This is a genomic window from Microbacterium sp. zg-B96, assembly GCF_030246865.1.
Classification (GTDB): domain Bacteria; phylum Actinomycetota; class Actinomycetes; order Actinomycetales; family Microbacteriaceae; genus Microbacterium.
In genome coordinates this window covers 1294596-1317222 of sequence record NZ_CP126738.1, presented here as the reverse complement: position 1 = coordinate 1317222, position 22627 = coordinate 1294596, and the positions used below count along the sequence as shown (strand labels likewise).

The window sequence follows — 22627 nt, the reverse complement described above, 5'->3', positions numbered from 1 at the left end:
TATCGGGCCTCGAACAGTCACAGGCACCCGTGCGCGCAAAGGCGAACGGAAACCTCCAGCCGAGGCGAAAGCGGATTGTTGTGCGATGCCACTCGCGGGCGCCGAAAGATCGGCCACACGAATGACACTTCAGAATACCAGAGAACCGGCCGTTTCGTAGTGACTCGGCGGGCCCTCAGGCCTGCGCTGCCGCCGCGCAGGCGATGCAGTGCTCGGCCGTGGGCCGCGCCTGCATCCGCTCCACCGGGATCGCCGCGCCGCAGGACGCGCACACTCCATATGAGCCGTCCGCCGTGCGCACCAGGGCCGCGTCCAGCTCGGCCCGCTCGCCGTGTGCGGCCCGGCGCAGCGCATCCAGCTGCAACCACTCCCCACTGAGGGTGGAACCCTCGGGGTCGTGCTCGTCATCCGCCGTGCCGTCGGCCCGATCGCGACGCAGCAGCGCGTCGTCGCGATCGAGGCGATCGATGCGGTCGTCGATGTCGCGTCGGCGCCGCGCGAGCTCGTCCGCCAATGCGGCCAGCGCCGCGGCGCGCCCGCTCACCGCGCGTGCAGCGCGTCGGCGATGGGCACGTCGCCGCCGCCGAACCGGATGGTGCGCCCGACGGTCGCATCGTCGGTGAGGGATGCCGCGATGACCGCCGCGACATCGGCGCGCGCAACGGCACCGTCTCCCTCGGGGTCCACTTCGATCCGCCCGGTGGGCGCGTCGAGCGTGAGCGCCCCCGGCGCGACGATCGTCCAGTCCAGTCCACTCGCGCGCAGGTGCTCGTCGGCGGCCCACTTCGCGTCGGCATACGCGAAGAACCCGTTGTCGGGCGAGACGCCGTGGTCGGCGCGGGACCCGATCCACGACACCATCACGAAGCGACGCACCCCGGCGGCGACGGCCGCGTCGATCGTGCGGATCGCGGCGTCGCGGTCGACGGCATACGTGCGCTCAGGGCTGCCACCCCCGGCACCCGCCACCCACACGATCGCGTCGTTGGCGCTGACGAGGTTTGTCAGCTGATCGAGGTCGAACGTCTCGATGTCGGCGACGACCGGCGCGGCACCGGTGGCCGCGACATCGCCCTCGTGATCGGCGTTGCGGATGACGGCGCTGACCGTGTCACCCCGCTCGACGAGGAGGGGTTCCAGGTGCAGCGCGACTTTGCCGTGTCCGCCGATGATCAGGATGCGGGCCATGGGTGGTTCCTTCCGTAACGAACCATCCACGCTACCTTTCCCCGCCGTCGGCGATCAGGTGGTTGCGTTTTCGCTCGTATTGGTCTTCGCCAGCGCGCTGTGCCGCCGGCCCCACAGCAGGTAGAACGCCAGCACGACGGCGATCCAGGCGCCGAACCACACGTAAGTCGACCAGCCGAGGCCGCTGATGAGGTAGATGCAGGCCAGGATCGACAGCACGGGGGTGACCGGGTAGCCGGGCACCTTGAAGGCGCGCGGAAGGTCGGGGCGCGAGCGGCGCAGCACCACGACCCCCACCGACACGACGATGAATGCCACGAGCGTGCCCATCGAGACGAGGTCCCACAGGCTCGTCAGCGGCACGAGGCCCGCCAGCAGCGCGACTGCCGCCGACACCACGACGGTGGAGAACACCGGCGTCTGGGTGCGGGGGTCGACGCGTGCGAACGCCGACGGGATCAGACCGTCGCGGCCGATCGAGTAGAGGATGCGGGTCTGACCAAACAAGATCACCAGGGTGACCGAGAAGATCGACACCACCGCACCGGCGGCAAGCACGGTCGCCGGCCAAGAGGCGCCCAGCACGTCGGAGAGGATCACTGCCAGACCGGCGCTCTGCTGCGCCGGGTCGGAGAAGTCGCCCCACGGCTGCGCGCCGACGGCGGCGACGGCGACGAACAGGTACACCGCCACGACGACGGCCAGGGCGATGAGGATCGCACGCGGCAACGCGCGCTGCGGGTCCTTCACTTCGTCGCCCGCCGTCGAGACGGCATCCAACCCGATGAAGGTGAAGAAGATCGTGCCGGCGGCCGCGGTCACCCCTGCCGCACCGTGCGGGGCGAACTCGGCGAAGTGGTCGACGCTGAACGCCGTGATCGCGATCCCCGCGAACATCAGCAGCACGGCCACCTTGATGACGACCATGACGGTGTTGACCGCCGCCGACTCACGGGTGCCGCGCACCAGCAGCACGGCGCACATGGCCACCAGCAGCACGGCCGGCAGATTGATGATGCCGCCCTCCATCGGCCCCGCCGTCAGCGCGGGCGGCAGGTTGAAGCCGAACAGCGCGCCCAGCAGGTGGTCGAGGTACCCGCTCCAGCCGGAGGCGACGGCGGCGGCGGAGACGCCGTACTCGAGGATAAGGCACGCGGCGACGCCCATCGCGACGATCTCGCCCAGCGTCACGTAGGCGTACGTGTACGTCGAACCCGAGATCGGTACGGCCGAGGCCATCTCGGCGTAGCAGACCGCCGAGAGCCCCGCGGCGATCGCCGCGATGAGGAACGAGATCAGCACCGCCGGGCCGGCAAGGGGGACCGACTCGTGCATGACGAAGAAGACGCCGGTGCCGACGGTGGCCCCGACCCCGAGCATCGCCAGCTGGAAGGTGCCCAGGCGCCGCGGCAGACCGCCCTCAGTCGGGGTCTGCGCGTTGATCGGCTTGCGCCGGAAGAGTGTGCGGACCGCGCTCATGCGAGGCGGCATCCAGGGTCCTGAGAGTGGGAGAGCACTGATCGATTCTAAGCCGCGTGACTGCGACGACCGATGCGATGCATTCACAGGAATAGACCGCGCGATCCGGCGTTGTACCTGAGGATCGCGTCGACCGCAGGAGCTTTGATGACCACGCACACCGAGGAACGCCACCTCAACGCCGCCACCTCGATGGGCGCGGTGACGCTGCGCGTGGCCGACCTCGAGTCAATGAGCGGCTACTACGCGAACGCGTTCGCGATGGCGCCGATTCAGGAGCGCGCCCGTGGGCGCGAGGTGCACCGGGTGCTCGGCCGTGGCGAGACCCCGCTCGTCCGGCTCGTGCACACCCCGGGTCTTCCCGCCGCCGATCCGCGTCAGGCGGGACTGTTCCACACCGCATTCCTCTCCGACGATGCCGAGAGCCTGGCGGCGACGGTCTTCCGCGCGGCGCAGGACCCGCGCAGCCGCTTCACCGGCTCCGCGGACCACCTCGTGAGCGAGGCGTTCTACTTCACCGACCCCGAGGGCAACGGCGTCGAGCTGTACACCGACCGCGACCGTGACCTGTGGCGGCATGTCGGCGGCCAGGTGCAGATGGACTCGCTCGCGCTCGACCCCAACGAGTACCTGCGCCGCCACCTCACTCAGGATGCCCTCGACACGGCGCCTGCCCGCGCCGGCACAGTCGGGCACGTCCACCTGCAGGTCGGCGACGTCGCCACCGCGCAGGCGTTCTACGTCGATGCGCTCGGGTTCGAAGCGACCCTGACCGGTTACCCCGGCGCGATCTTCGCCTCGGCCGGCGGCTACCACCACCACGTCGCGATGAACACGTGGAACAGCCGGGGTGCCGGGCCCCGCGCCGCCGCGCTCGGACTCGGCGACGTGTCTATCACCGTGCCCGATCGCGAGGATCTCGACGCGCTCATCGCACGGCTGCGCGAGCGCGGCCTCAGTTACGACAGCGACGGGCGGTCGGTACGCCTCACCGATCCCTGGGGCACGCAGGTGACCGTCGCACTGCCGGACCTCTCCCCCGACGAGTTGCTGTCCCGCTGACCGGCCGCGTGTTTCCCCGGCCGACCCGCTGACGCTGCCGCGTCCTGCGCCGTAGCGTGGAACATATGGCCCTCACCGCCGCCGTCCGCGCCGACCGCCGCCTGCCCCTGCTGCAGGTCGCGAAGTCGGCGCTGGCCACGATGCTCGCCTGGCTCGTCGCCGGGTGGCTGCTGCCGGGGCCGCCGCCGGTGTTCGCCGCCATCGCGGCGCTGCTGGTCGTGCAGCCGAGCCTGAACCAATCGGTGCTGAAGGCGATCGAGCGCAGCGTCGGCGTCATCGCCGGTGTCGCGATCGCGTCGGCGCTGGGATTGCTGTTCGGCGCGGCGACGTGGGTGGTGCTGACCGCGATCGTCGTGTCGCTGGTGGTCGCGTGGGCCCTGCGCATGACCACCGGCGTGAGCAACCAGGTCGTCATCAGTGCCCTGCTGGTACTCGCCCTCGGCGTCAGCACCCCCGGATACGCCGGCGCCCGCATCATCGAGACGATCATCGGAGCGGCGCTGGGACTGGCCGTCAGCGTGCTGCTGGCCCCGCCGGTGCACGTCGCTCCGGCGCGGGAGCGGGTCGACGCGCTGGGGCGGGAGACCGCCGCCACCCTCGACCGGCTCGCCGGTGCGTTCGTGGAGCACCGCACCGCCGGAGAGCTGGAGGAACTGCTGCTCACCGCACGCCTGCTGCGCCCGATGCGCGACGCCGCGGCATCCGCCCTTGCCGCTTCCACCGACTCGCTCGAGCTGAACCCGCGCGCGCCGAAGTTCCGGCCGCAGATCGATGAGCTGGAGCGGCTGCTCGAGCGGTTCGACGGAATCGTCACCCAGGTGATCGGAATGACCCGGGCGGTGCGCGACTACCGGACGGACGAGCTCGTCGATGAGCCGTCGGCTCCCGCGATCGCCGAGCAGCTGCGGCGGGCCGCCCACGACCTGCGGCTGCTCACGAGCGCTGGCGACGGCGAGGTCGCGGCCGACGAAGAGCCCGCGCTGACCCGCCCGCTGGAGATCCATTCGCCGTCGTCGCTGAACTGGGTGCTGATCGGCTCGATCCTCGTCGACCTGCGACGCGTGCACGAAGGCATCACCGAGCCGCTCTGACTCACGGGTCGATCACACCGTCGAGGTACCACCACCGCCCGCTCTGCCGCACGAAGCGACTGCGCTCGTGCAGCACGCCGCGCGTGCTCCCCTCGGCGAAGCGGGCGCGGAACTCGACGTACGCGCGCTTGTCGCCTTCGTCGGCGGCGACGATCTCCAGGCCCTGCCAGCGCATTCCCGGGTCGAGGTCGAGGTGCTCGGGACGGGTGCCCGGGTGCCACGTCTGCTCGAGATACCGCGCGTCGCCGGTCGCGAACGCGGTGTACCGCGAGCGCATGAGCGCCTCGGCGGTGGGAGCGGGGTCGCCGGCGAGGTAGCGACCGCAGCAGTCGGCGAGCGCGGCGGGCAATCCGCAGGGGCAGGCGTCGTCGGGCATGGTTCCGCCAGTCTCGCACCCCGCGTTCGCCCGCGAGTGAGTATTCGCGGTGCCGAGTGAGTATTCGCGGTCTCGAGTGAGTATTCGCGCTCCCGAGCGAGTATTCATTCTTCGCCAGGCTGTGCACCGCGTTGCCGGAACGAGGAGATCTGCCCGAATGCGGTGCCGTACCGGCATCCGATCCGCATTCCGGCAGATCCCCGCAGCACGGGCGACGGATGCCGGGCGCGCGGCGGGCAGCGCGGCCTTCGACCCGGACGTGGCTTTGACACTGCCCGATTGCCGATCTAGCGTTCAGGGGCCGCGCGAGAGGAGCCCTGATGACCGCAGCGCCTGGTGCCCGCGTCGCCGGCACGCCCCAGTTCTGGTGGCGCGTCGCGATCATCGTGGTGTGCCTGCTGGGGCTGTCCAGCGGCAACCACCGCTTGGTCTTCTTCACCACGCAGAGCAACGTGATCGTCTTCGCGTACTTCGCCGGAGCGCTGTACTGGATGCTCCGCCGGGGCACGACCGACGCCCCCGCCCCGCGACTGCGCGGCGCGACGACCGCGTGGATCCTGACCACCGCACTGGTCTCGCACGTACTGCTCAACTACGGCGCGAGCCCGCTTCCCGGCCTCTTCGTCACCGATCCCGCCGAGGCGCTGGCCAACCGGTCGCTGTTCATCCTGCATTACGTCGTGCCCGGGATGGTGCTCGTTGATTGGCTGGCGTTCGGCCCGCGGCGCGCGGTGCGCTGGCGCGACGGCCTGGTGTGGCTGCTGTACCCGTTCCTGTACGGCGTCATCACGCTGGCTCGTGCCATCGCGTTCCCCACCATCGCCGACCGGTTCCCGTATCCCTTCCTCAACATCGACTATCTCGGCATCGGCGGCGCCCTGCTCGGCCTGCTGCAGGTCGTCGCGGTCATCGCCGTCGTGGGCGCGATCGTCATCGGACTCGACCGCGCCGTCGCGGCGCTGAGCGACCGGCGGCGTCGGGCGCGGACCGCACCGGGCGCGTAACTCAGCAAGAACGGCCTGTTTGCCCGGGTCCAAGCCCGTGCCGGCGGTGTTCTTCCTGAATGGTGCGCCGGGCCGCGTGCGGTTGTGGATAACCGGATGCCGCGCGAGGACCGAGCGGTAGCGTGTGCGCATGATGTCACGGCGAGCGGTCGGGGCCGTCACTGCGGCCCTTCTGCTCCTGCTCGCTGTCAGCACCACCGGTTGCGTGCCCGAGCCGGAGCCGAGCCCCACTCCCGCGGGGTTCGCGACCGAGGAAGAGGCATTCGCCGCCGCCGAGGAGACGTATCGCGCCTACGTCGACGCCGTAAACGGTGTTGATCTCAGCAACCCAGAGACGTTCGAGGCTGTCTACGCATGGACAGCGGATGATGCAAACGCGGCTGCCCGCGAATCGTTCTCTCAGATGCATGCAGACGGTTGGACGGTCGCAGGTGCCACCGCATTTGACACCTTCGTTCCTCTCATCCACGACCCCGAACCCTCCGTAACGACCGCCCAGCTGTGCCTGGATGTGAGCAATGTCACGGTGGTCGACCGTGACGGCGCCTCAGTGGTATCCGAGGATCGGCTGGATCGCCAACCGATCGAGGTCACATTCGTTCAAGCGGAGACCCCGACTCGACTCCAGATCGCCAAGAGCGGAGCGATTGAGAGCGAACTATGCGCTGGGTGAACGCGGTCACTCTGATCCTTGTCCTACTGTTCCCTTTCCTCGCGGTGCCGGGCACGACCACTGACTGCGGTGCGCAGTCAGCCTGGACGCACTGCACGGTCGAAAACACCGGTTCTTCCGTCGAGATCGGCGCGGACTACACGGCACCGGGCGGAAACAACGGCGGTGGCGGCGGAAACGACCGCGGCTCCGACCGTGAACCGCAGTCCGACGCAGGCCCGGCGCCGGACGAGCAGTGCAACCCGGTCGTCGGATGCCGCGGCAACTACCGGGTCTGGACCATCCCCGAGGTCACGCTGGCCGACATCGCGTCGTTCACGCCCGCCCGTCCCTCGTTCACGGGCGAGCCGGACGGTGTGGCAGTGGTCGGGATGCCGGCGAACTTCGTCGCCGCAGCCACTGAGCAGCACATCGCGGGCGAACTGTTCGGTTACGCCGTCGTGGTGCACTTCACCCCGGCCTCTTACGTCTTCCGCTACGGCGACGGCAGCAGCCGCACGTCACCCACCGGCGGCGCATCCTGGCCGTCGCTCGGTCAGGCGCAGTTCACGGCCACGCCTACGAGCCACGCATACGCGGCCCGCGGCACCTACCGCGCCTCGGTGACGGTGCGCTACTCCGCCTGGGTCGAGTTCGACACCGGAGCGCGGCGCGACGTGCCCGGCTTCGTGGAGGCGACCACCGAGGGCTACGGCATGCGGGTAGTCGAGGTGCACACGGCACTGGTCGACCGCACGTGCCTGGAGGATCCGACCGGCCCGGGCTGCTGACGGCGGAGCAGGAACCGGCAGCTTCAGCCCTGCGCGCCCTGGCTCAGCCCTTCGCGCCGCAGCCGCAGCGCGTTCCGCCATGACCTGACCGCGAGGACTCCGAAGGCGAGGAGGGTCGCTGCCCCCGTGAGGATCCCGAAGCCGCTGTCCCCCTTGACGACGTGAGTGACCAGGATCGTTGCACCGGAGGCTGCGGCCAGCACGAAGACGATCGTCGTGCCGAGCGCGACCCGGAAGCTGGTGGTCGTCATCTCGAACATTCCGTCACTGTATCGGCACCGATGGGGCGGACAGTACCCTGTCGAGGTGTCCTCACGTCCAGACCGCCTCATGCTCCTCGACACCGCGTCCCTGTACTTCCGCGCCTTCTACGGCGTCCCCGATACGGTGCGCTCCCCCGACGGCGCTCCGGTCAACGCCGTGCGCGGGCTGCTGGACATGATCGCCAAGCTCGTCACGACGTACGAGCCGACCGACCTGGTGGCCTGCTGGGACGACGACTGGCGGCCGCAGTGGCGGGTCGACCTCATCCCCACCTACAAGACGCACCGCGTCGCCGAGGTCGTGCCAGGCGGCTCGGACGTCGAGGTCGTGCCCGACCCGCTCGAGGCTCAGATCCCGATCATCCGCGAAGCGCTCGGCCTGCTCGACCTCACGATCGTCGGGCGCGCCGATCACGAGGCGGACGACGTCATCGGCACGCTGGCGACCCAAGCACGGATGCCGGTGGACATCGTCACCGGAGACCGCGACCTGTTCCAACTCGTGGATGACGCGCGCGACGTGCGCGTGATCTACACCGCACGCGGCATGAGCAACCTCGACGTCGTCACCGAAGCGACCGTCGTCAAGAAGTACGGCGTGCTTCCCTCGCAGTACGCCGACTTCGCCACGATGCGCGGCGATGCCTCCGACGGCCTGCCTGGCGTCGCGGGCATCGGCGAGAAGACCGCAGCCACGCTCCTCGCCGCCCACGGCGACCTCGCCGGCATCCTGGCCGCCGCCGAATCCGGTGACGGGATCTCCGCCTCCGCGCGCGCCAAGATCCTCGCGGCCAGCGATTACCTCGCCGTGGCACCGACCGTGGTGGCGGTGGTCACCGACCTCGACATCGACCCGCCGACCTCGCGCCTGCGCGCACTGAACGACGACGAACGCACCGCCGCCGCGGAATTCGCCGAACGCTGGGGGCTTGGCACCTCCATGGCGCGGGCGGTCGACGCCCTCGCTGCGCGCGCCTGACCGGGCAGCGCCGCGGCATCCACCCAGCCGGCTCCGAGCCACCGGCCACGTAGGCTTGTTCGGTGATTCGCAGCCTCGCCGCGGTTGCGCTGGGGATCCTTCTCGCCGTCACGGCGACCGGCTGCTCCTCGCCGTCCTCTGCCGCCCCCATGCCCTCGCCGACACCCAGCGCGGGACTGCCGGTGCCCGCACCGTCCGAGCCGGTCTACATCATCGGCGACTCCTGGGCCGCGGGCGTCAGCGCCGACCCGGGTGCCGGATGGGTCGACCTCGTCGACGCCCACTACGGCTGGGACACCACGCTCAACGCGCAGCCGGGCACCGGGTACGACGCCGTGCTCAAGGCGGGCGAGCCCTATATCGAGCGGGTCGACGACCTCCCACCTCACCCCCCGGCACTGGTGATCGTGCAGGGCGGCGTGAACGACAAGCTCGCTGGCTGGATGAACCTCCAGGACAACGCCGGCGCCACGATCGCCGCGATCGAACACCGCTACCCCGGCGTCCCCATCCTCATGGTCGGTCCCGCTACGGCAGCCCTCCCCGCCGCACAGTCACTGTCCACGATCGACCAGCACCTCGCCGAGGTCGCCCGCACCGCCGGCGCGTTCTACATCTCCCCGATGCAGGGCGAGTGGGTGGGCGCCGACAACGTGCAGACCTTCATCGACCCCGACACCGATCACCCCAGCAATGCGGGACACGCGGAGTACGCCGCACGCCTGATCGCAGCGATCGACGCAGCGGCGCAGTAGGGACGGATGCCACCGGGACGCTCACGCGCGGCGCGCGGTCCACTCCCGCAGCTGCTCCAGCGGCCAGGTCGTCACGATCCGCTCGGCAGGCACGCCGGCCCGCTCGGCACGGGCAGCGCCGTGGTCCAGCAGTGACAGCTGCCCCGGCGCATGCGCGTCGGAGTCGATCGCGAACAGGCATCCGGCGTCCAGCGCGATCGCGATGAGCTCATCGGGCGGATCCTGCCGTTCCGGCCGGGAGTTGATCTCCACCGCGACACCGTGTGCGGCGCAGGCCGCGAACACGGCGGCGGGGTCGAACTGCGACGGCGGACGCGTGCCGCGGGAGCCCTCCACGAGCCGGCCGGTCACGTGGCCGAGCACATCCACGTGCCGGTTCGAGACCGCGGTGACCAGCCGCCGCGTCATCGGCCGGGGCTCCATACGGAGTTTGGAGTGGACGGATGCCACGACGATGTCGAGTTCCGCCAGGAGATCCTCCTGCTGGTCCAGTCCACCGTCGTCGAGGATGTCAACTTCGATGCCGCTGAGGAGGGTGAAGCCGTCTCCGGTGAAGCCCGGGACCAGCGTGAGCTGTTCGCGCAGCCGTTCCGGCGACAGTCCGCGAGCAACGCGCAGCCGCGGGGAGTGGTCCGTGAGGGCGAGGTATTCGTGGCCGAGCGCCCGCGCCGCATCGACCATGAGCTCAATCGGGGTGTAACCGTCGGACCAGTCCGAGTGGCTATGCAGATCACCGCGCAACTGCGCTCGCAGTGAGGATCCGACCGGGGCGACCCCGGCGCTTTCGCGCAACTGGGCGAGGTAGGCGGGCACCTCACCGGCGAGGGCCTCTTGGATCACGGCGAACGTGGAGTCGCCGATCCCCTTGCGACGGCGTAGCGCCGCGGTGTCCCGCAGCTGCGTCTCGCTGAGTCCTTCGATGGCCGTGGCCGCGGCGCGGAAAGCCTTGGAGCGGTAGCGCGAGGCGCGCTCGCGCTCCAGCAGAGTCGCTATCTCGCTGAGGGCGTCGAAGGGATTCATGGCATGAAGAAAAAACGGGCCCGCACCGGAAGGGTGCGGGCCCGTTTGATCAGGAGGTGGTGACGGTGGACCGCTTCACGACGACCGGGATAGAGGCGAGGCGATGAATCGCCCAGCCGAAGACGATCGAAAGGACTCCGACGCCCATCGCGAAGACCGCGACGCCGAAGGACACGACCGAGGTGAACAGCGAGGCCCGAAGGAACGACGCGTTCATCATCGTGGCGCGCACCGGGTCGTCCTGCTCCAGCTCGGCGTAGGTCTTGCCCTCCGAGGAGTGCAACGCGTGCTGCTGGATGATGTCGGCCTGGACGAAGGCCGTGAACGGACCGGAAACGGTCTGGCCCTGGAACGCCATGGCGTCATCGGGGACCGTGATGTTCTCGGCGCGAAGCTGGGAGGACACCATGATCCACACGACGATGCCGACGATGATCAGGACTACACCGCCCAGGATGCCGATGATGCCGGCGGCCTTGATGAGGCCCACCTTGCGTGAGGGGGATTCAATGGTGTCGGCCGTGTTGGCCGGTGCTTCCGACATGTGGCGTCGCTCCTTGGGTTGGACTTTGGTTTAAAGCTAGCGGGGCGCTTGCCCGCCGGCCATGGCGCCCGCCGTGAATAATCAATAATGTGAAAATTCGCCTACGTGAATAAGTCAGATGACTGTTTCGCCGCCGAGTTGCTGGGTGGTCGTCACCCATGCGGTCAGCGTCGCCGCAGCCGCTCCGGTGTCGATCGCCACCGCCGCGGCATCCTTCGCTTCGGCAAGTCGCTCCAGGATCGGCCGCTGCGCCTGACCGGGATCCTGCGACAACCGGTACGCCACGATGCCGGCGGCCGTGTTCAGCAGCACGATGTCGCGCACCGCACCGGCTTCACCGTCGAGGACGCGCCGCACGACAGCGGCGTTGTGAGCGGGTTCACCGCCGAGCAGATCGTCGATATCGGCCAGCGCAATGCCGAGGTCACGCGGATCCAGGTCGTGTTCGTGCACATCGCCGAGGCTGATCTCCCACAACCGGCTGTGCCCCGTGGTGGTCAATTCGTCCAGCCCGTCGTCACCGCGGAACACCAGTGCGGTCGCGCCGCGGGTGCGGAACACGCCGGTGATCAGTGGCACGCGATCCAGGTGCGCGACGCCGACGGCGTTGGCCTCGGCGCGAGCCGGATTGCACAGCGGTCCCAGGAAGTTGAACACCGTCGGCACGCCCAATTCGGCGCGCGTCGCCCCGGCGTGACGGAACCCGGGGTGGAACGCCGACGCGAACGCGAACGTGATGCCGGTGCGCGCGAGCGTCTCGGCCACGGCCTGCGGTGACAGCGCGAGGTCCACGCCGAGTGCCTTGAGCACGTCGGATGATCCCGACTTGGAGCTGGCTGCTTTATTGCCGTGTTTGACCACCGGCACCCCGGATGCCGCGGCGACGATGGCCGACATCGTCGACACGTTGACGGTGCCGAACCGGTCACCCCCGGTGCCCACGATGTCGAGCACGTGGGCGGGAACCGGCAACGGCACCGCTGCTTCCAGGATCGCATCGCGGAACCCGACGATCTCATCGATCGTCTCGCCCTTGGCGCGCAGCGCCACGAGGAATCCGGCCAGCTGCGACGGGGTCGCCGCACCGGTCATCACCTGCCGCATCGCCCACGTCGACTCCGACACGCTGAGATCACGCGCATCCAGGAGAGTGGTGAGGATTTCGGGCCATGAGTAGAGCTCCGCCATGAGCGTCGATCCTATCCCGGGCCGATCAGCAGATTCCCACCAGATTGTTAGGGTCCCCTAAGTCGGATGCCAGTGATCACCGGCCGCCTGATGCGAAAATCACAGCCCACTTTCAGCCATAATGAATGTGTGACGAGCACTCCAACGACCTATCCCCAGGCCATGCGGTCGGTCAAGCGACCCGACCCGGTCGCTGTCGGCACCATCGTCTGGCTCGGCAGCGAGGTCATGTTCTTCGCCGGCCTCTTCGCGATCTTCTTCACCCTCCGCAGCACCTCGCCCGAGTTGTTCGCCGAGCGGTCCGAGGTCCTGAACGTCCCGTTCGCGGCGATCAACACCCTGATCCTGATCCTGTCATCCGTCACGTGCCAGGCGGGTGTCTTCGCGGCGGAGAAATTCCGCCCGTACCGCACCGGCAGCATCTGGAACTTCCGCCAGTGGGGCATGGTCGAGTGGCTCTTCCTCACCTTCGTCATGGGCGCCGTGTTCGTCTCCGGGCAGGTCTGGGAGTACGCAACGCTCGTCGCCGAGGGGCTGCCGATCAGCGAGGATTCCTACGCCTCGGCCTTCTACATCACCACCGGCTTCCACGCCCTGCACGTGACCGGCGGGCTCATCGCCTTCCTGATGGTCATCGGGCGTGCGTACGCCGTCAAGAACTTCGGACGCAAGGAAATGACCACCGCGATCGTCGTGTCCTACTACTGGCACTTCGTCGACGTGGTCTGGATCGTGCTGTTCGCCGTCATCTACCTGCTGCCCTTCGTGAGCTGAGAGCGAGCTGAAACCCGACATGGCACGACACACTCCTCGCCGCTCGAACGGACGCCGCAGCCCCTGGGCTGCGGCGGCCCTCATCGGCATCGGCCTGCTGGTCACCGGCGGCGTCTACGCCGGCGCGTCCGCGGCCGTCGCCGCTTCCGAGCCGCAGACCGTCGCCTCCGCCCTCACCGTCGAAGACGGCAAGAAGCTGTTCCAGGCCAACTGCGCCACCTGCCACGGCCTGGACCTGCAGGGCACCGACAACGGGCCGTCGCTGTACGGCGTCGGCGAACTCTCGGTCGAGTTCCAGGTGGCCACCGGCCGCATGCCGCTGCAGATGCAGGGGCCGCAGGCTCCGCAGAAGCCGGTGCAGTTCACCCAGGAGCAGATCGACGCGATCGCCGCCTACACGCAGTCGGTCTCCCCCGGTCCCACCTACCCGGACGCGCACGTCCTCGACGGCGAAGGCGACGTGTCCAACGGCGCCGAGCTGTTCCGCATCAACTGCGCGATGTGCCACAACGTGGCAGCCGCCGGCGGTGCCCTCACCGAGGGCAAGTACGCGCCCGCGCTGACCGGCACCAGCGCTCTGCACATGTACGCCGCCATGGTCACCGGCCCGCAGAACATGCCCGTCTTCAACGACTTGACCCTCACCACCGAAGAGAAGCGCGACATCATCTCTGCGCTCATCTACATGCAGGAGAACGAGTCGGCCGGCGGATTCTCGCTCGGTTCGCTCGGCCCTGTCTCCGAGGGCCTCTTCATCTGGATCTTCGGTATCGGCAGTCTCATCGCCCTCACCGTGTGGATCACGGCGAAGTCGAACTGATCGATCACTGACACAGCATTACGGAACGTACGAGGAGCACCATGACACACGAGGACGACGCGCTCGAGCACGAGAGGGCTTCTTGGAAGCCTTCCCCGGGGCTCGCAGTCGCGGTATCCGACCCCGTGCACAACCCGGGTCTGCCCCCGCATCGCGCGCGCATGACGGACAAGGATCCGGCGGCGATGAAGCGCGCCGAGCGTACGGTCTACACGCTGTTCTACCTCTCCCTCGCGGGTAGCATCTGGGCGGTCGCCGCCTACATGATCTTCCCGATCGAGAGCGGTCGGATTATCGACATCCGCCACAACAACCTCTTCATCGGTCTCGGCATCGGGCTGGCACTGCTGGCGATCGGACTGGGTGCGATCCACTGGTCCAAGGCGATCATGTCCGACAAGGAGTTCACCGAGCCTCGTCACGCCACCCGTGGCCGCGATGCCACCCGTGCAGCCGCGGTGCAGGGCTTCCGCGAAGCCAACGAGGAGTCCGGGTTCGGCCGTCGCACCATGATCCGCAACTCGCTCTTCGCCGCTCTCGCGGCGTCGGTGATCCCCGGCATCACGCTGTTCCGCGGTCTGGCCCCGGAGAACACTCCCGAGCACCCGCACGCCGGCGATCCGGTGTACCTGCTCAGCCACACCATGTGGAAGGAAGGCGAGCGTCTCGCGCACGACCCCAGCGGTCTGCCGCTCCGTGCCGCCGACATGACCCTCGGCTCCGCTGTGCACGTCATCCCCGCGTCGCTTGCCGAGCTCAGCCACCACGACGGTTACCTCGAAGAGAAGGCCAAGGCCATCGTGCTGGCCGTGCGGCTGCTCCCCGAGCAGCTCAAGGAATCGGCCGATCGGGCCGACTGGTCATACGACGGCATCGTGGCCTACTCCAAGGTCTGCACGCACGTCGGCTGCCCCGTCGCCCTGTACGAGCAGCAGACCCACCACCTGCTGTGCCCCTGCCACCAGTCGCAGTTCGACGTGTCGGACGGCGCGGCGGTCATCTTCGGTCCGGCAGCCCGCCCGCTGCCTCAGCTGCCCATCACCGTCGACGACGAGGGTTACCTCGTCGCCCGCAGCGACTTCACCGAGCCGGTCGGCCCGAGCTTCTGGGAGCGCCATTGAGCACCGCAACTGTCACCGAGGCAACGGCCGAGGAGCCGAAGTCGTCGAACGAGAAGCCGCTCGGCGGCAAGTTCGTCGCCGGCGCCGCGAACTACATCGATGAGCGCACCAGCCTCTCCGGGTTCGTCAAAGAGCTGGGCCGCAAGATCTTCCCCGACCACTGGTCGTTCATGCTGGGTGAGATTGCGCTGTGGAGCTTCGTCGTCGTGCTGCTGTCCGGCACGTTCCTGACCTTCTTCTTCCAGGCGTCGATGACCGAGACGCACTATTACGGTGCGTTCGCCCCGATGCGCGGCATCGAGATGTCTGCGGCGCTGGAATCCACGCTGCGGATCTCCTTCGACGTCCGCGGTGGCCTGCTGGTGCGCCAGATCCACCACTGGGCCGCGCTCGTGTTCATCGCGGGCATCGGCGTGCACATGCTGCGCGTGTTCTTCACCGGCGCGTTCCGCAAGCCCCGCGAGCTGAACTGGGTCATCGGCTTCGTGCTGTTCATCCTGGCGCTGGGCGAGGGCTTCACCGGGTACTCGCTTCCCGACGACCTGCTCTCGGGCAACGGCCTGCGCATCATCGACGGCATGGTCAAGGGCATCCCGCTGGTCGGAACCTGGATCTCGTTCCTCCTCTTCGGCGGCGAGTTCCCGGGCACCGACATCGTGGGACGGCTCTACACACTGCACATCCTGCTCCTCCCCGCGATCCTCGTGGCGTTGCTGGTCGTGCACCTCATGCTGATGGTCATCAACAAGCACACGCAGTTCGCCGGCCCCGGCCGCACGAACAGCAACGTCGTCGGTTACCCGATGATGCCGGTGTACATGTCGAAGATGGGCGGGTTCTTCTTCATCACGTTCGGCGTGATCGTCTTCATCGCGGCACTGTTCACGATCAACCCGATCTGGAACTACGGCCCGTACGACCCGTCGCCGGTGTCGGCAGGTACGCAGCCTGACTGGTACATCGGCTTCGCCGATGGTGCGCTGCGCCTGGTGCCACCGCACCTGGAGTCGGTCTTCCTCAACCACACCTGGTCGTGGAACATCCTGCTGCCCCTGGGCGTGCTGGGACTGTTCATCGTGCTCGTCGCGATCTACCCCTTCATCGAGGCGTGGATCACCGGCGACAAGCGCGAGCACCACATCGCCCAGCGCCCCCGCAACGCCGCCACCCGCACCGCCATCGGCGCGGCCGGCGTCACGTTCTACGCGGTGCTGTGGGCTGCGGCATCCTCGGACATCATCGCCACACACTTCTTCCTCACCATGGAAGGCGTCATCCACGCCCTGCAGGCGCTGCTGATCGTCGGCCCGGTCATCGCGTACTTCGTCACCAAGCGCATCTGTCTCGCGCTGCAGAAGAAGGATCGCGAGATCGTGCTGCACGGCTACGAGTCAGGTCGCATCGTGCGCCTGCCCGGCGGCGAGTACATCGAGGTTCACCAGCCCGTCGACGAGTACGAGCGCGTCAAGCTGGTCAGCACCGAGACCGACGCACCGCTGGTCGTGCGGCCCAACGCCAAGGGACGCATCCCGTGGCACGAGAACCTGCGCGCGAGCCTGTCGCGCTGGTTCTTCGAGGACCGCCTCACTCCGCTGACGCAGAGCGAGCTCGACGCGGCCGTGGCGCACCAGCACCACTCGCTGGACGAGATGGCGCAGGAAGAGGCCGCAGAGATCCAGGGCGCCCACGAGCGCGCCGGTGTCCCCAACGCTCCCCTGCACCCGATCGACGACGGTCACAACAGTGAGACGGCCAACCGCCCCTCGAACGTGATCATCCCCGACGAGGGCGACGAGAAGAAGAACTCCACGGACTCCTGAGTCCGGCAACGAGGAACGGCCCCGGCGATCATCGCCGGGGCCGTTCCTCGTTGCGCGGCGGGGGTTCCCGCGGGGGCTACCGCCGCGTGGGGCTGTCTCGCGCGGTGAGCACCGCAGCGGCCGTGAGCGCCACGCCGCGGTCGGGATCCGCCGCCAGCGTCGACAGGATCCCTGCCGCCTCCGACCCTGGGAGGGGCGCGAGCGTCGCGGCGATGCGTCGTCGACCGGGCGCCGTGGCCGTCGTGGCAGCATCGCGCAACACGCCCGCGATCGTGCGCGCAGTGCTCTCCTCGCCCGCGAGCATCGCGAGCAGGTCGCCGGCCTCGATGTCGTGCTCACCCACGACGACGTGGGCCACGAGAGCGTCGATCGCACCGGTGTCCCCACCGCGAGCTCGCGCGAACTGAGCACGTGACCGTACGCCCAGCCGGTCGTAGTGTCGCAGCATGCGAGCGCTGACACCGGAGCGCTCCGAGACCTCGCCGATGAGCACGGCTATCCCTCCTGCCCTTTCGGTGCGGACCGGACTGCGACCACCCGCTGCGCGTGTGCGACCGCCGCGTCGAAGCCGTCGTCGGGATGGTCCCTCAGGTGCGCCGTCGCCAGCCCATGGGCCCGCACCGCAGAATCTGCAGCAACGGATGCCTCGCCGACGACTTCGTCCGCCGCGGCCCCCAGTGCAGCCAGCGCACGGCTCAGGCTGCGCTGCAGGTCGCGACCGCCGCGCCCGAGCTGCGACGCAAGCTCGCGCGCGAGTGCCGGCCGCGCCGCCTCCGGCGCCAGGCCGGCAGCCGTGCGCCACGCCGCCCGCGCGACATCGTCGTCGTCGTCGCGCAACAGCGCCGCCGTGATGGCGGGCCACGCGCCCGGGTCCCCGATCTTCGACAGCGTGTGCAACGCCTGGCTCCTCGCCTGCGGGATCGCCGACGCCAGCTCGGGCAGGAGCCGGTCGAGGGCGACCGTGCGCTCATGGCGCGTGAGGGCCCAGGTGAGCATGTCGCGCACAGAGAAGTCGGGTTCGAGCGCGCACCGCTGCACGAGCACGTCAACGTACTGGCTGTGGGGATGCGTGCCCGCCGTCAGTGCGGCTTGCAGCCGAGCGGATGCATCCGCCGCTGTCAGCGCAGCATGCAACTGCGCCACCGCCGACGTCGCGTGCTGTCCAGTCATGACGACCACCTCCGCAGCCATTCGACACCCTGTCACAGTGTCAAGGTCAAGCGGAACGCTTCGGCAGGATTACGACGGCGCTTGTCCGCCGCCGGCTCGTGCGGCTGCGGCATCCGTCCCTAGCGTGAGGATATGACTGACGCCCAGACCTTCTTCGCCGCAAAACTGCGTCACGAGACCGATCCGTCCGACGTGTACGCAGCCCAGCAGGCAGGCGACGCGTTCGTCCTCGTCGACGTGCGTAGTGCCGAGGCGTGGGAGCAGGGCCGCATTCCCGGTGCCGTGCACCTGCCGCACCGACAGATCGCCCGGCGCGCTCGCCAGGAGCTGGATCCGGCGGTGCCGGTCGTGGTCTACTGCTGGAGTCCCGGATGCAACGCCGGCGCCAAGGGCGCGCTGGCGTTCGCCGCCGCCGGGTACGAGGTGCGGGAGATGATCGGCGGTTACGAGTACTGGGCGCGGGAGGGCCAGCCGATCGAGAACGAGTATGGACCGCTCCCCCGCACCTTCGACCCGCTGGTGATGCGCGTGCACTGAGCCGGCGCGGGTTCAGGCGGTGTCGAGGCCCTCGAAGAAGCGCTGCGCCGCGGCGCCGGCGAACACCGGAGCCTCGTCGAACTGCGCGGGCCCTGCTACGACATCGCACACGACCGCCGTAGCGTTGTCCCGGGTGCCGGCGTCAAGCGCCACGCGCACCACCCAGTCCGCCGCGCGCTCGGGCGACGGGGCGAGGGCGAGCAGACGCTCGAGCTCGTCGCGCGGGACGTAGTCGCTCACGCCATCGCTGCACAGCAGCCACCGGTCCCCCGGCATCGGCTGCAGCTCGGCGACGGAGACGACATCCTCCTCATCGCCACTCAGCGACGCGGTGATGATGTTGCGACGGGGGTGGACTGCGGCCTCCTCGGGGCTCAGCAACCCCTGGTCAACGAGCGCCTGCACCAACGAGTCGTCGCGGGTCTGCAGGCTCAGCGCCCCGTCACGCAGCAGGTACGCGCGCGAATCGCCGGTGTGTGCCAGCAGCAGCGCCCCGTCGTGCCCGAACCACAGACCGGTGAAAGTCGTCGCCATGCCCGCCAGGGTGGGGTCGCGGCGGGCGTGTGCGCCGATGTCCCAATTGGCCCAGCGGATGCGGGCGGCCAACTGCTCCGCGTCGCGCATCACCGGGCGGCCGGACACGAGCCGGTGCAGGAGCGCGGACGACGCCAGGTCGCCGGCCGGGCCGCCTCCGACGCCGTCGGCGACGGCGGCTGCCCAGGGCGCGGCGAACGCGGCATCCTGATTGATGGTGCGGAACTCGCCGACGTGGGAAACGGCGGCGGCTCTCAGTCGAGCCGTCATGGCAGGATCAGCGCGCGAAGTACCCGCGGTAGTACTCGAACACCCACCCGACCAGAGCGATGACGAACACACCGATTCCGATCGGGATCATGAACGCACCGACCGCGAAGCCGATCATCGCCAGTGCAGCCGAGAACGCGAGCACCAGGGGCCACCAGGACCACGGGCTGAACTCCCCCATCTCGGGGTCACCGTCATCGATGTCCGCCGTGAGGATGTCCTCGGGCAACTCGCCGCCCTGCGCCCGGTGCACACGGTCCACGTAGAAGCCGATGAGACCGGACATGAAGACGGTGAAGAACAGCGCGACCGAGCCGACCCATTCGATGGCCTGGTACCAGGCCAGCTCGGGGTACGCGATGATGTTCCACCACGTGTAGACGATGCCGACGATCAGGAAGAAGACGCCGAGGATCCACCACAGGTTGACGTTGGTCTTCACTTACTTCACCTCTCCTTCGGCGACGTCGACAACGGGGGCGTCTGGGGCGTCCTTTGCAGGACCCACGCCCACCGGGACGGCGGCTTCGGGGTGATTCAGGTCGAACGCCGGGCGCTCACTGCGGATACGCGGGATCGACGTGAAGTTGTGGCGCGGCGGCGGGCAGCTGGTGGCCCACTCGAGCGAACCGCCATAGCCCCACGGGTCGTTCACGGTGACCGTCTTGGCCTTGCGCGAGGTGATCCACACGTTCAGGAAGAACGGCAGCATCGATGCGCCCAGGATGATCGCGCCCACGGTGGAGAGCTGGTTGCCCCAGGTCCATCCGTCCGCCTCGGAGTAGTTGGCGTAGCGGCGCACCATGCCGTCGACACCGAGCCAGTGCTGGACGAGGAAGGTCATGTGGAAGCCGATGAACAGCATCCAGAAGTGCACGTAGCCGAGACGCTCGTTGAGCATCCGACCCGTCCACTTCGGCCACCAGAAGTAGAACCCGGCGAACATCGCGAACACGACCGTGCCGAACACCACGTAGTGGAAGTGCGCGACCACGAAGTACGAGTCGGACAGGTGGAAGTCCAGCGGCGGCGAGGCGAGGATGACACCGGTCAGGCCACCGAAGACGAACGACACCAGGAAGCCCAGCGCGAAGACCATGGGGGTTTCGAACGTGATCGACCCGCGCCACATGGTGCCGATCCAGTTGAAGATCTTCACCCCGGTGGGCACCGCGATGAGCATCGTCATCAATGCGAAGAACGGCAGGAGCACGGCTCCCGTGACGTACATGTGGTGCGCCCACACGGCCACCGAGAGTGCGGCGATCGCGATCGTGGCGTACACGAGGGTCTTGTACCCGAAGATCGGCTTGCGGCTGAACACCGGGAAGATCTCCGAGACGATGCCGAAGAACGGCAGCGCGATGATGTAGACCTCGGGGTGACCGAAGAACCAGAACAGGTGCTGCCACAGCAGCACACCGCCGTTCTGCGGATCGAAGATGTGCGAGCCCAGCACGCGGTCGGACGCGGCCGAGAGGATCGCCGCGGCCAGCACCGGGAAGGCCATCAGGATCAGGATGCTCGTGATGAGCGTGTTCCAGGTGAAGATCGGCATGCGCCACATCGTCATTCCGGGGGCACGCATCGTGATGATCGTGGTGATGAAGTTCACGGCGCCGAGGATCGTCCCGAAGCCGCTCATGCCGAGGCCGAGCATCCACAGGTTTCCGCCCGCACCGGGCGAGAACGTGGCATTGGCCAACGGCTGATAGGCGAACCAGCCGAAGGCGGCAGCGCCCTGCGGGGTGAGGAAGCCGGAGATCGCGATCAGCGACCCGAACAGGAACAGCCAGAAGGCGAAGGCGTTCAGACGCGGGAACGCGACGTCGGGCGCACCGATCTGCAGCGGCAGGATCGCGTTGGCGAACCCGGCGAACAGCGGCGTCGCGAACATCAGCAGCATGATCGTGCCGTGCATCGTGAACAGCTGGTTGTACTGCTCCATGGTCGGCACGACCTGCATGCCGGGCTGGAACAGCTCGGCGCGGATGATCAGCGCCATGACGCCACCGAGCAGGAAGAACAGCACCGAGGAGATCAGGTACATGTACCCGATCGTCTTGTGGTCAGTGGAGGTGATCCACTTGACGATCAGGTTGCCCTTCTGCTCGACGCGGGACGAGCTCAGGAGCGCGGCCTGTCGCGGCGGAAGGGTGGTGGGGCGGGCGTGTTCGGTGCCCTCCAGTAGCGTCGCCATATTCAGTGGTCTCCCTGGGACTCGCTGGTCCCCGTACCCGGCAAATTCTGCAGTCGGTCGTATGCGTCGTTGATGTCACCCGTCTGCCCGGCTTCACGCAGGGAGACGAGGTATTCCTCGTATTCGGCTTCGCTGACGACCTCAACGTTGAAGAGCATCATCGAGTGGTATTCGCCGCACAGCTCGGCGCACTTGCCGGCGTACGTGCCTTCGCGGGTGGGCGTGAAGGACCAGTAGTTGTCCTGCCCGATGTACATGTCCTTCTTGTAGAGGAAGTCGATGATCCAGAAGGAGTGGATGACGTCGCGCGACTGCAGGTGGATCTTCACCGTCTGGTCGACAGGGAGCACCAGCGTGGGGAGTTCTTCCTGGTTCACGTCGCCGTTGGCTGCGGCCTCGGCCTGGACACCCATCGTCCAGACGGCGTCGTCCGCGTCACCGTCTTGGTCGTTGTACTGGAAGTCCCACGACCACTGCTTGCCGATGGCGGTGATGGAAACGTCGGGGTCGTCGTACTGCGTCTCGAGGATGGACTGGTCACGTGCGGTGAAGGCGAAGAACCCCACCACGAGGATCAGCGGCACGACCGTGTAGAAGATCTCGATCGGCATGTTGTAGCGCATCTGCACCGGCAGGCCGGTCTGGCCGCGGCGACGACGGTAGGCGATGGCAGCCCAGCCCATCAGGCCCCACGTGATGACACCGACGGCCAGCAGCACGATCCATGAGTTGACCCACAACCCCGAGACCATTTCGGTCCGGTTGGTGGTCGGGGTACCGTCCTCCACGAAGCCGGGAAGGAAGCCGTTCAATTCCGTCGGGGTGCATGCGGCAAGGGAGACTGCCGTGGCGATCCCCAGAGGGATGATTGCCCAGCGGAGGCGGCGTTTCGATCGCACGGTGGACCTTTCCGGGACGCGGATATGACATCGGCCAGTCTAGGGCAACGTCACACCGCATTCAGGCCATCTATTCAGGTTTGAAAACGC

The 22627-nt window shown here is 68.3% G+C and carries 26 protein-coding genes; 12 read left to right on the top strand and 14 right to left on the bottom strand.

Annotation, left to right across the window (positions count from 1 at the left end; all coding sequences use genetic code 11):
- Nucleotides 1–175 precede the first annotated feature (175 nt).
- From QNO11_RS06010 to QNO11_RS06000, 3 genes are read right to left on the bottom strand one after another with little or no spacing between them, the layout of a single operon-like run.
- Entirely contained in the window at nucleotides 176–544 is a 369-nt protein-coding gene (locus tag QNO11_RS06010; RefSeq protein WP_257509990.1) for a TraR/DksA family transcriptional regulator, read from the bottom strand.
- Nucleotides 541–1188, bottom strand: coding sequence for an SDR family oxidoreductase (locus QNO11_RS06005; protein ID WP_257509991.1), 648 nt, complete (start codon nucleotides 1186–1188; stop codon nucleotides 541–543). The genes QNO11_RS06010 and QNO11_RS06005 overlap by 4 nt, the downstream gene beginning before the upstream one ends.
- Nucleotides 1189–1242: 54 nt before the next feature.
- Nucleotides 1243–2667, bottom strand: a complete 1425-nt coding sequence (locus QNO11_RS06000) for an amino acid permease (RefSeq protein ID WP_257509992.1) — start codon at nucleotides 2665–2667, stop codon at nucleotides 1243–1245.
- A 147-nt stretch (nucleotides 2668–2814) separates the two neighbouring features.
- Between QNO11_RS06000 and QNO11_RS05995 the strand changes: the two genes are divergently transcribed.
- Nucleotides 2815–3729, top strand: a complete 915-nt coding sequence (locus QNO11_RS05995; RefSeq protein WP_257509993.1) for a VOC family protein — start codon at nucleotides 2815–2817, stop codon at nucleotides 3727–3729.
- A 65-nt stretch (nucleotides 3730–3794) separates the two neighbouring features.
- On the top strand, nucleotides 3795–4820 hold the full coding sequence (locus QNO11_RS05990; protein WP_257509994.1) for an FUSC family protein: 1026 nt from the start codon (nucleotides 3795–3797) through the stop codon (nucleotides 4818–4820).
- Nucleotide 4821: 1 nt separating this feature from the next.
- On the opposite strand, the gene QNO11_RS05985 is transcribed toward QNO11_RS05990, so the two are convergent.
- The gene (locus tag QNO11_RS05985) at nucleotides 4822–5196 is read right to left on the bottom strand and encodes a YchJ family protein (RefSeq protein ID WP_257509995.1); all 375 of its coding nucleotides are present in this window, start codon (nucleotides 5194–5196) and stop codon (nucleotides 4822–4824) included.
- Nucleotides 5197–5516: 320 nt separating this feature from the next.
- Between QNO11_RS05985 and QNO11_RS05980 the strand changes: the two genes are divergently transcribed.
- From QNO11_RS05980 to QNO11_RS05970, 3 genes are all read left to right on the top strand, one after another.
- Nucleotides 5517–6200, top strand: coding sequence for a Pr6Pr family membrane protein (locus QNO11_RS05980; protein WP_257509996.1), 684 nt, complete (start codon nucleotides 5517–5519; stop codon nucleotides 6198–6200).
- 130 nt (nucleotides 6201–6330) lie between these two features.
- Entirely contained in the window at nucleotides 6331–6873 is a 543-nt protein-coding gene (locus QNO11_RS05975; protein WP_257509997.1) for a hypothetical protein, read from the top strand.
- Nucleotides 6870–7643 (top strand): hypothetical protein, encoded by a 774-nt coding sequence (locus tag QNO11_RS05970; RefSeq protein ID WP_285169823.1) that lies wholly within the window; start codon nucleotides 6870–6872, stop codon nucleotides 7641–7643. The genes QNO11_RS05975 and QNO11_RS05970 overlap by 4 nt, the downstream gene beginning before the upstream one ends.
- Before the next feature lie 23 nt (nucleotides 7644–7666).
- Here QNO11_RS05970 and QNO11_RS05965 read toward each other — a convergent pair whose 3' ends face one another.
- Nucleotides 7667–7903, bottom strand: coding sequence for a hypothetical protein (locus tag QNO11_RS05965; protein WP_257509999.1), 237 nt, complete (start codon nucleotides 7901–7903; stop codon nucleotides 7667–7669).
- A 70-nt stretch (nucleotides 7904–7973) separates the two neighbouring features.
- Here QNO11_RS05965 and QNO11_RS05960 point away from each other — a divergent pair, with 70 nt between their 5' ends.
- Together QNO11_RS05960 and QNO11_RS05955 are read left to right on the top strand one after the other, a co-directional pair.
- Nucleotides 7974–8885 carry a 5'-3' exonuclease gene (locus QNO11_RS05960; RefSeq protein ID WP_257510119.1) on the top strand — a complete coding sequence of 304 codons (912 nt, stop codon included), beginning with the start codon at nucleotides 7974–7976 and terminating at the stop codon, nucleotides 8883–8885.
- Nucleotides 8886–8947: 62 nt separating this feature from the next.
- A complete protein-coding gene (locus QNO11_RS05955) occupies nucleotides 8948–9640 on the top strand; it encodes an SGNH/GDSL hydrolase family protein (protein ID WP_257510000.1) in 693 nt (230 codons plus the stop codon).
- Between the two features lie 21 nt (nucleotides 9641–9661).
- Here QNO11_RS05955 and QNO11_RS05950 read toward each other — a convergent pair whose 3' ends face one another.
- The 3 genes from QNO11_RS05950 to trpD form a co-directional block, all read right to left on the bottom strand.
- Nucleotides 9662–10660 carry a PHP domain-containing protein gene (locus QNO11_RS05950; protein WP_257510001.1) on the bottom strand — a complete coding sequence of 333 codons (999 nt, stop codon included), beginning with the start codon at nucleotides 10658–10660 and terminating at the stop codon, nucleotides 9662–9664.
- Nucleotides 10661–10709: 49 nt separating this feature from the next.
- Nucleotides 10710–11204, bottom strand: a complete 495-nt coding sequence (locus tag QNO11_RS05945) for an aromatic ring-opening dioxygenase LigA (protein WP_257510002.1) — start codon at nucleotides 11202–11204, stop codon at nucleotides 10710–10712.
- A 114-nt stretch (nucleotides 11205–11318) separates the two neighbouring features.
- On the bottom strand, nucleotides 11319–12392 hold the full coding sequence (gene trpD, locus QNO11_RS05940; RefSeq protein WP_257510003.1) for an anthranilate phosphoribosyltransferase: 1074 nt from the start codon (nucleotides 12390–12392) through the stop codon (nucleotides 11319–11321).
- Nucleotides 12393–12554: 162 nt separating this feature from the next.
- Between trpD and ctaE the strand changes: the two genes are divergently transcribed.
- The 4 genes from ctaE to qcrB are packed head-to-tail and all read left to right on the top strand — an operon-like array spanning nucleotide 12555 to nucleotide 16927.
- Nucleotides 12555–13166, top strand: a complete 612-nt coding sequence (gene ctaE / locus QNO11_RS05935) for an aa3-type cytochrome oxidase subunit III (protein ID WP_257510120.1) — start codon at nucleotides 12555–12557, stop codon at nucleotides 13164–13166.
- 19 nt (nucleotides 13167–13185) lie between these two features.
- Nucleotides 13186–13986, top strand: coding sequence for a cytochrome bc1 complex diheme cytochrome c subunit (gene qcrC / locus QNO11_RS05930; protein WP_257510004.1), 801 nt, complete (start codon nucleotides 13186–13188; stop codon nucleotides 13984–13986).
- Between the two features lie 41 nt (nucleotides 13987–14027).
- A complete protein-coding gene (gene qcrA, locus QNO11_RS05925; protein ID WP_257510005.1) occupies nucleotides 14028–15107 on the top strand; it encodes a cytochrome bc1 complex Rieske iron-sulfur subunit in 1080 nt (359 codons plus the stop codon).
- A complete protein-coding gene (qcrB, locus tag QNO11_RS05920) occupies nucleotides 15104–16927 on the top strand; it encodes a cytochrome bc1 complex cytochrome b subunit (RefSeq protein ID WP_257510006.1) in 1824 nt (607 codons plus the stop codon). The genes qcrA and qcrB overlap by 4 nt, the downstream gene beginning before the upstream one ends.
- Nucleotides 16928–17003: 76 nt before the next feature.
- Here qcrB and QNO11_RS05915 read toward each other — a convergent pair whose 3' ends face one another.
- A complete protein-coding gene (locus QNO11_RS05915) occupies nucleotides 17004–17420 on the bottom strand; it encodes a MerR family DNA-binding transcriptional regulator (RefSeq protein ID WP_257510007.1) in 417 nt (138 codons plus the stop codon).
- 2 nt (nucleotides 17421–17422) lie between these two features.
- A complete protein-coding gene (locus QNO11_RS05910) occupies nucleotides 17423–18097 on the bottom strand; it encodes a HEAT repeat domain-containing protein (protein WP_257510008.1) in 675 nt (224 codons plus the stop codon).
- A gap of 132 nt (nucleotides 18098–18229) precedes the next feature.
- On the opposite strand from QNO11_RS05910, the gene QNO11_RS05905 reads away from it, so the two are divergent.
- Nucleotides 18230–18634, top strand: a complete 405-nt coding sequence (locus QNO11_RS05905; RefSeq protein ID WP_257510009.1) for a rhodanese-like domain-containing protein — start codon at nucleotides 18230–18232, stop codon at nucleotides 18632–18634.
- A gap of 12 nt (nucleotides 18635–18646) precedes the next feature.
- On the opposite strand, the gene QNO11_RS05900 is transcribed toward QNO11_RS05905, so the two are convergent.
- The 4 genes from QNO11_RS05900 to ctaC are packed head-to-tail and all read right to left on the bottom strand — an operon-like array spanning nucleotide 18647 to nucleotide 22537.
- Nucleotides 18647–19438, bottom strand: a complete 792-nt coding sequence (locus QNO11_RS05900; RefSeq protein WP_257510010.1) for a PP2C family protein-serine/threonine phosphatase — start codon at nucleotides 19436–19438, stop codon at nucleotides 18647–18649.
- Nucleotides 19439–19445: 7 nt separating this feature from the next.
- A complete protein-coding gene (locus QNO11_RS05895; protein ID WP_257510011.1) occupies nucleotides 19446–19880 on the bottom strand; it encodes a cytochrome c oxidase subunit 4 in 435 nt (144 codons plus the stop codon).
- Nucleotides 19881–21638, bottom strand: coding sequence for an aa3-type cytochrome oxidase subunit I (gene ctaD, locus QNO11_RS05890; protein ID WP_257510012.1), 1758 nt, complete (start codon nucleotides 21636–21638; stop codon nucleotides 19881–19883).
- Nucleotides 21639–21640: 2 nt separating this feature from the next.
- On the bottom strand, nucleotides 21641–22537 hold the full coding sequence (ctaC, locus tag QNO11_RS05885) for an aa3-type cytochrome oxidase subunit II (protein ID WP_257510013.1): 897 nt from the start codon (nucleotides 22535–22537) through the stop codon (nucleotides 21641–21643).
- Nucleotides 22538–22627 lie beyond the last annotated feature (90 nt).

Coding starts and splice junctions, on each gene's coding strand:
- QNO11_RS06005 (WP_257509991.1), bottom strand. CDS start 1,188: ATGGCCCGCATCCTGATCATCGGCGGACACGGCAAAGTCGCGCTGCAC.
- QNO11_RS06000 (WP_257509992.1), bottom strand. CDS start 2,667: ATGAGCGCGGTCCGCACACTCTTCCGGCGCAAGCCGATCAACGCGCAG.
- QNO11_RS05995 (WP_257509993.1), top strand. CDS start 2,815: ATGACCACGCACACCGAGGAACGCCACCTCAACGCCGCCACCTCGATG.
- QNO11_RS05990 (WP_257509994.1), top strand. CDS start 3,795: ATGGCCCTCACCGCCGCCGTCCGCGCCGACCGCCGCCTGCCCCTGCTG.
- QNO11_RS05985 (WP_257509995.1), bottom strand. CDS start 5,196: ATGCCCGACGACGCCTGCCCCTGCGGATTGCCCGCCGCGCTCGCCGAC.
- QNO11_RS05980 (WP_257509996.1), top strand. CDS start 5,517: ATGACCGCAGCGCCTGGTGCCCGCGTCGCCGGCACGCCCCAGTTCTGG.
- QNO11_RS05975 (WP_257509997.1), top strand. CDS start 6,331: ATGATGTCACGGCGAGCGGTCGGGGCCGTCACTGCGGCCCTTCTGCTC.
- QNO11_RS05965 (WP_257509999.1), bottom strand. CDS start 7,903: ATGTTCGAGATGACGACCACCAGCTTCCGGGTCGCGCTCGGCACGACG.
- QNO11_RS05960 (WP_257510119.1), top strand. CDS start 7,974: ATGCTCCTCGACACCGCGTCCCTGTACTTCCGCGCCTTCTACGGCGTC.
- QNO11_RS05950 (WP_257510001.1), bottom strand. CDS start 10,660: ATGAATCCCTTCGACGCCCTCAGCGAGATAGCGACTCTGCTGGAGCGC.
- QNO11_RS05945 (WP_257510002.1), bottom strand. CDS start 11,204: ATGTCGGAAGCACCGGCCAACACGGCCGACACCATTGAATCCCCCTCA.
- trpD (WP_257510003.1), bottom strand. CDS start 12,392: ATGGCGGAGCTCTACTCATGGCCCGAAATCCTCACCACTCTCCTGGAT.
- ctaE (WP_257510120.1), top strand. CDS start 12,555: ATGCGGTCGGTCAAGCGACCCGACCCGGTCGCTGTCGGCACCATCGTC.
- qcrC (WP_257510004.1), top strand. CDS start 13,186: ATGGCACGACACACTCCTCGCCGCTCGAACGGACGCCGCAGCCCCTGG.
- qcrA (WP_257510005.1), top strand. CDS start 14,028: ATGACACACGAGGACGACGCGCTCGAGCACGAGAGGGCTTCTTGGAAG.
- QNO11_RS05910 (WP_257510008.1), bottom strand. CDS start 18,097: ATGACTGGACAGCACGCGACGTCGGCGGTGGCGCAGTTGCATGCTGCG.
- QNO11_RS05905 (WP_257510009.1), top strand. CDS start 18,230: ATGACTGACGCCCAGACCTTCTTCGCCGCAAAACTGCGTCACGAGACC.
- QNO11_RS05900 (WP_257510010.1), bottom strand. CDS start 19,438: ATGACGGCTCGACTGAGAGCCGCCGCCGTTTCCCACGTCGGCGAGTTC.
- ctaD (WP_257510012.1), bottom strand. CDS start 21,638: ATGGCGACGCTACTGGAGGGCACCGAACACGCCCGCCCCACCACCCTT.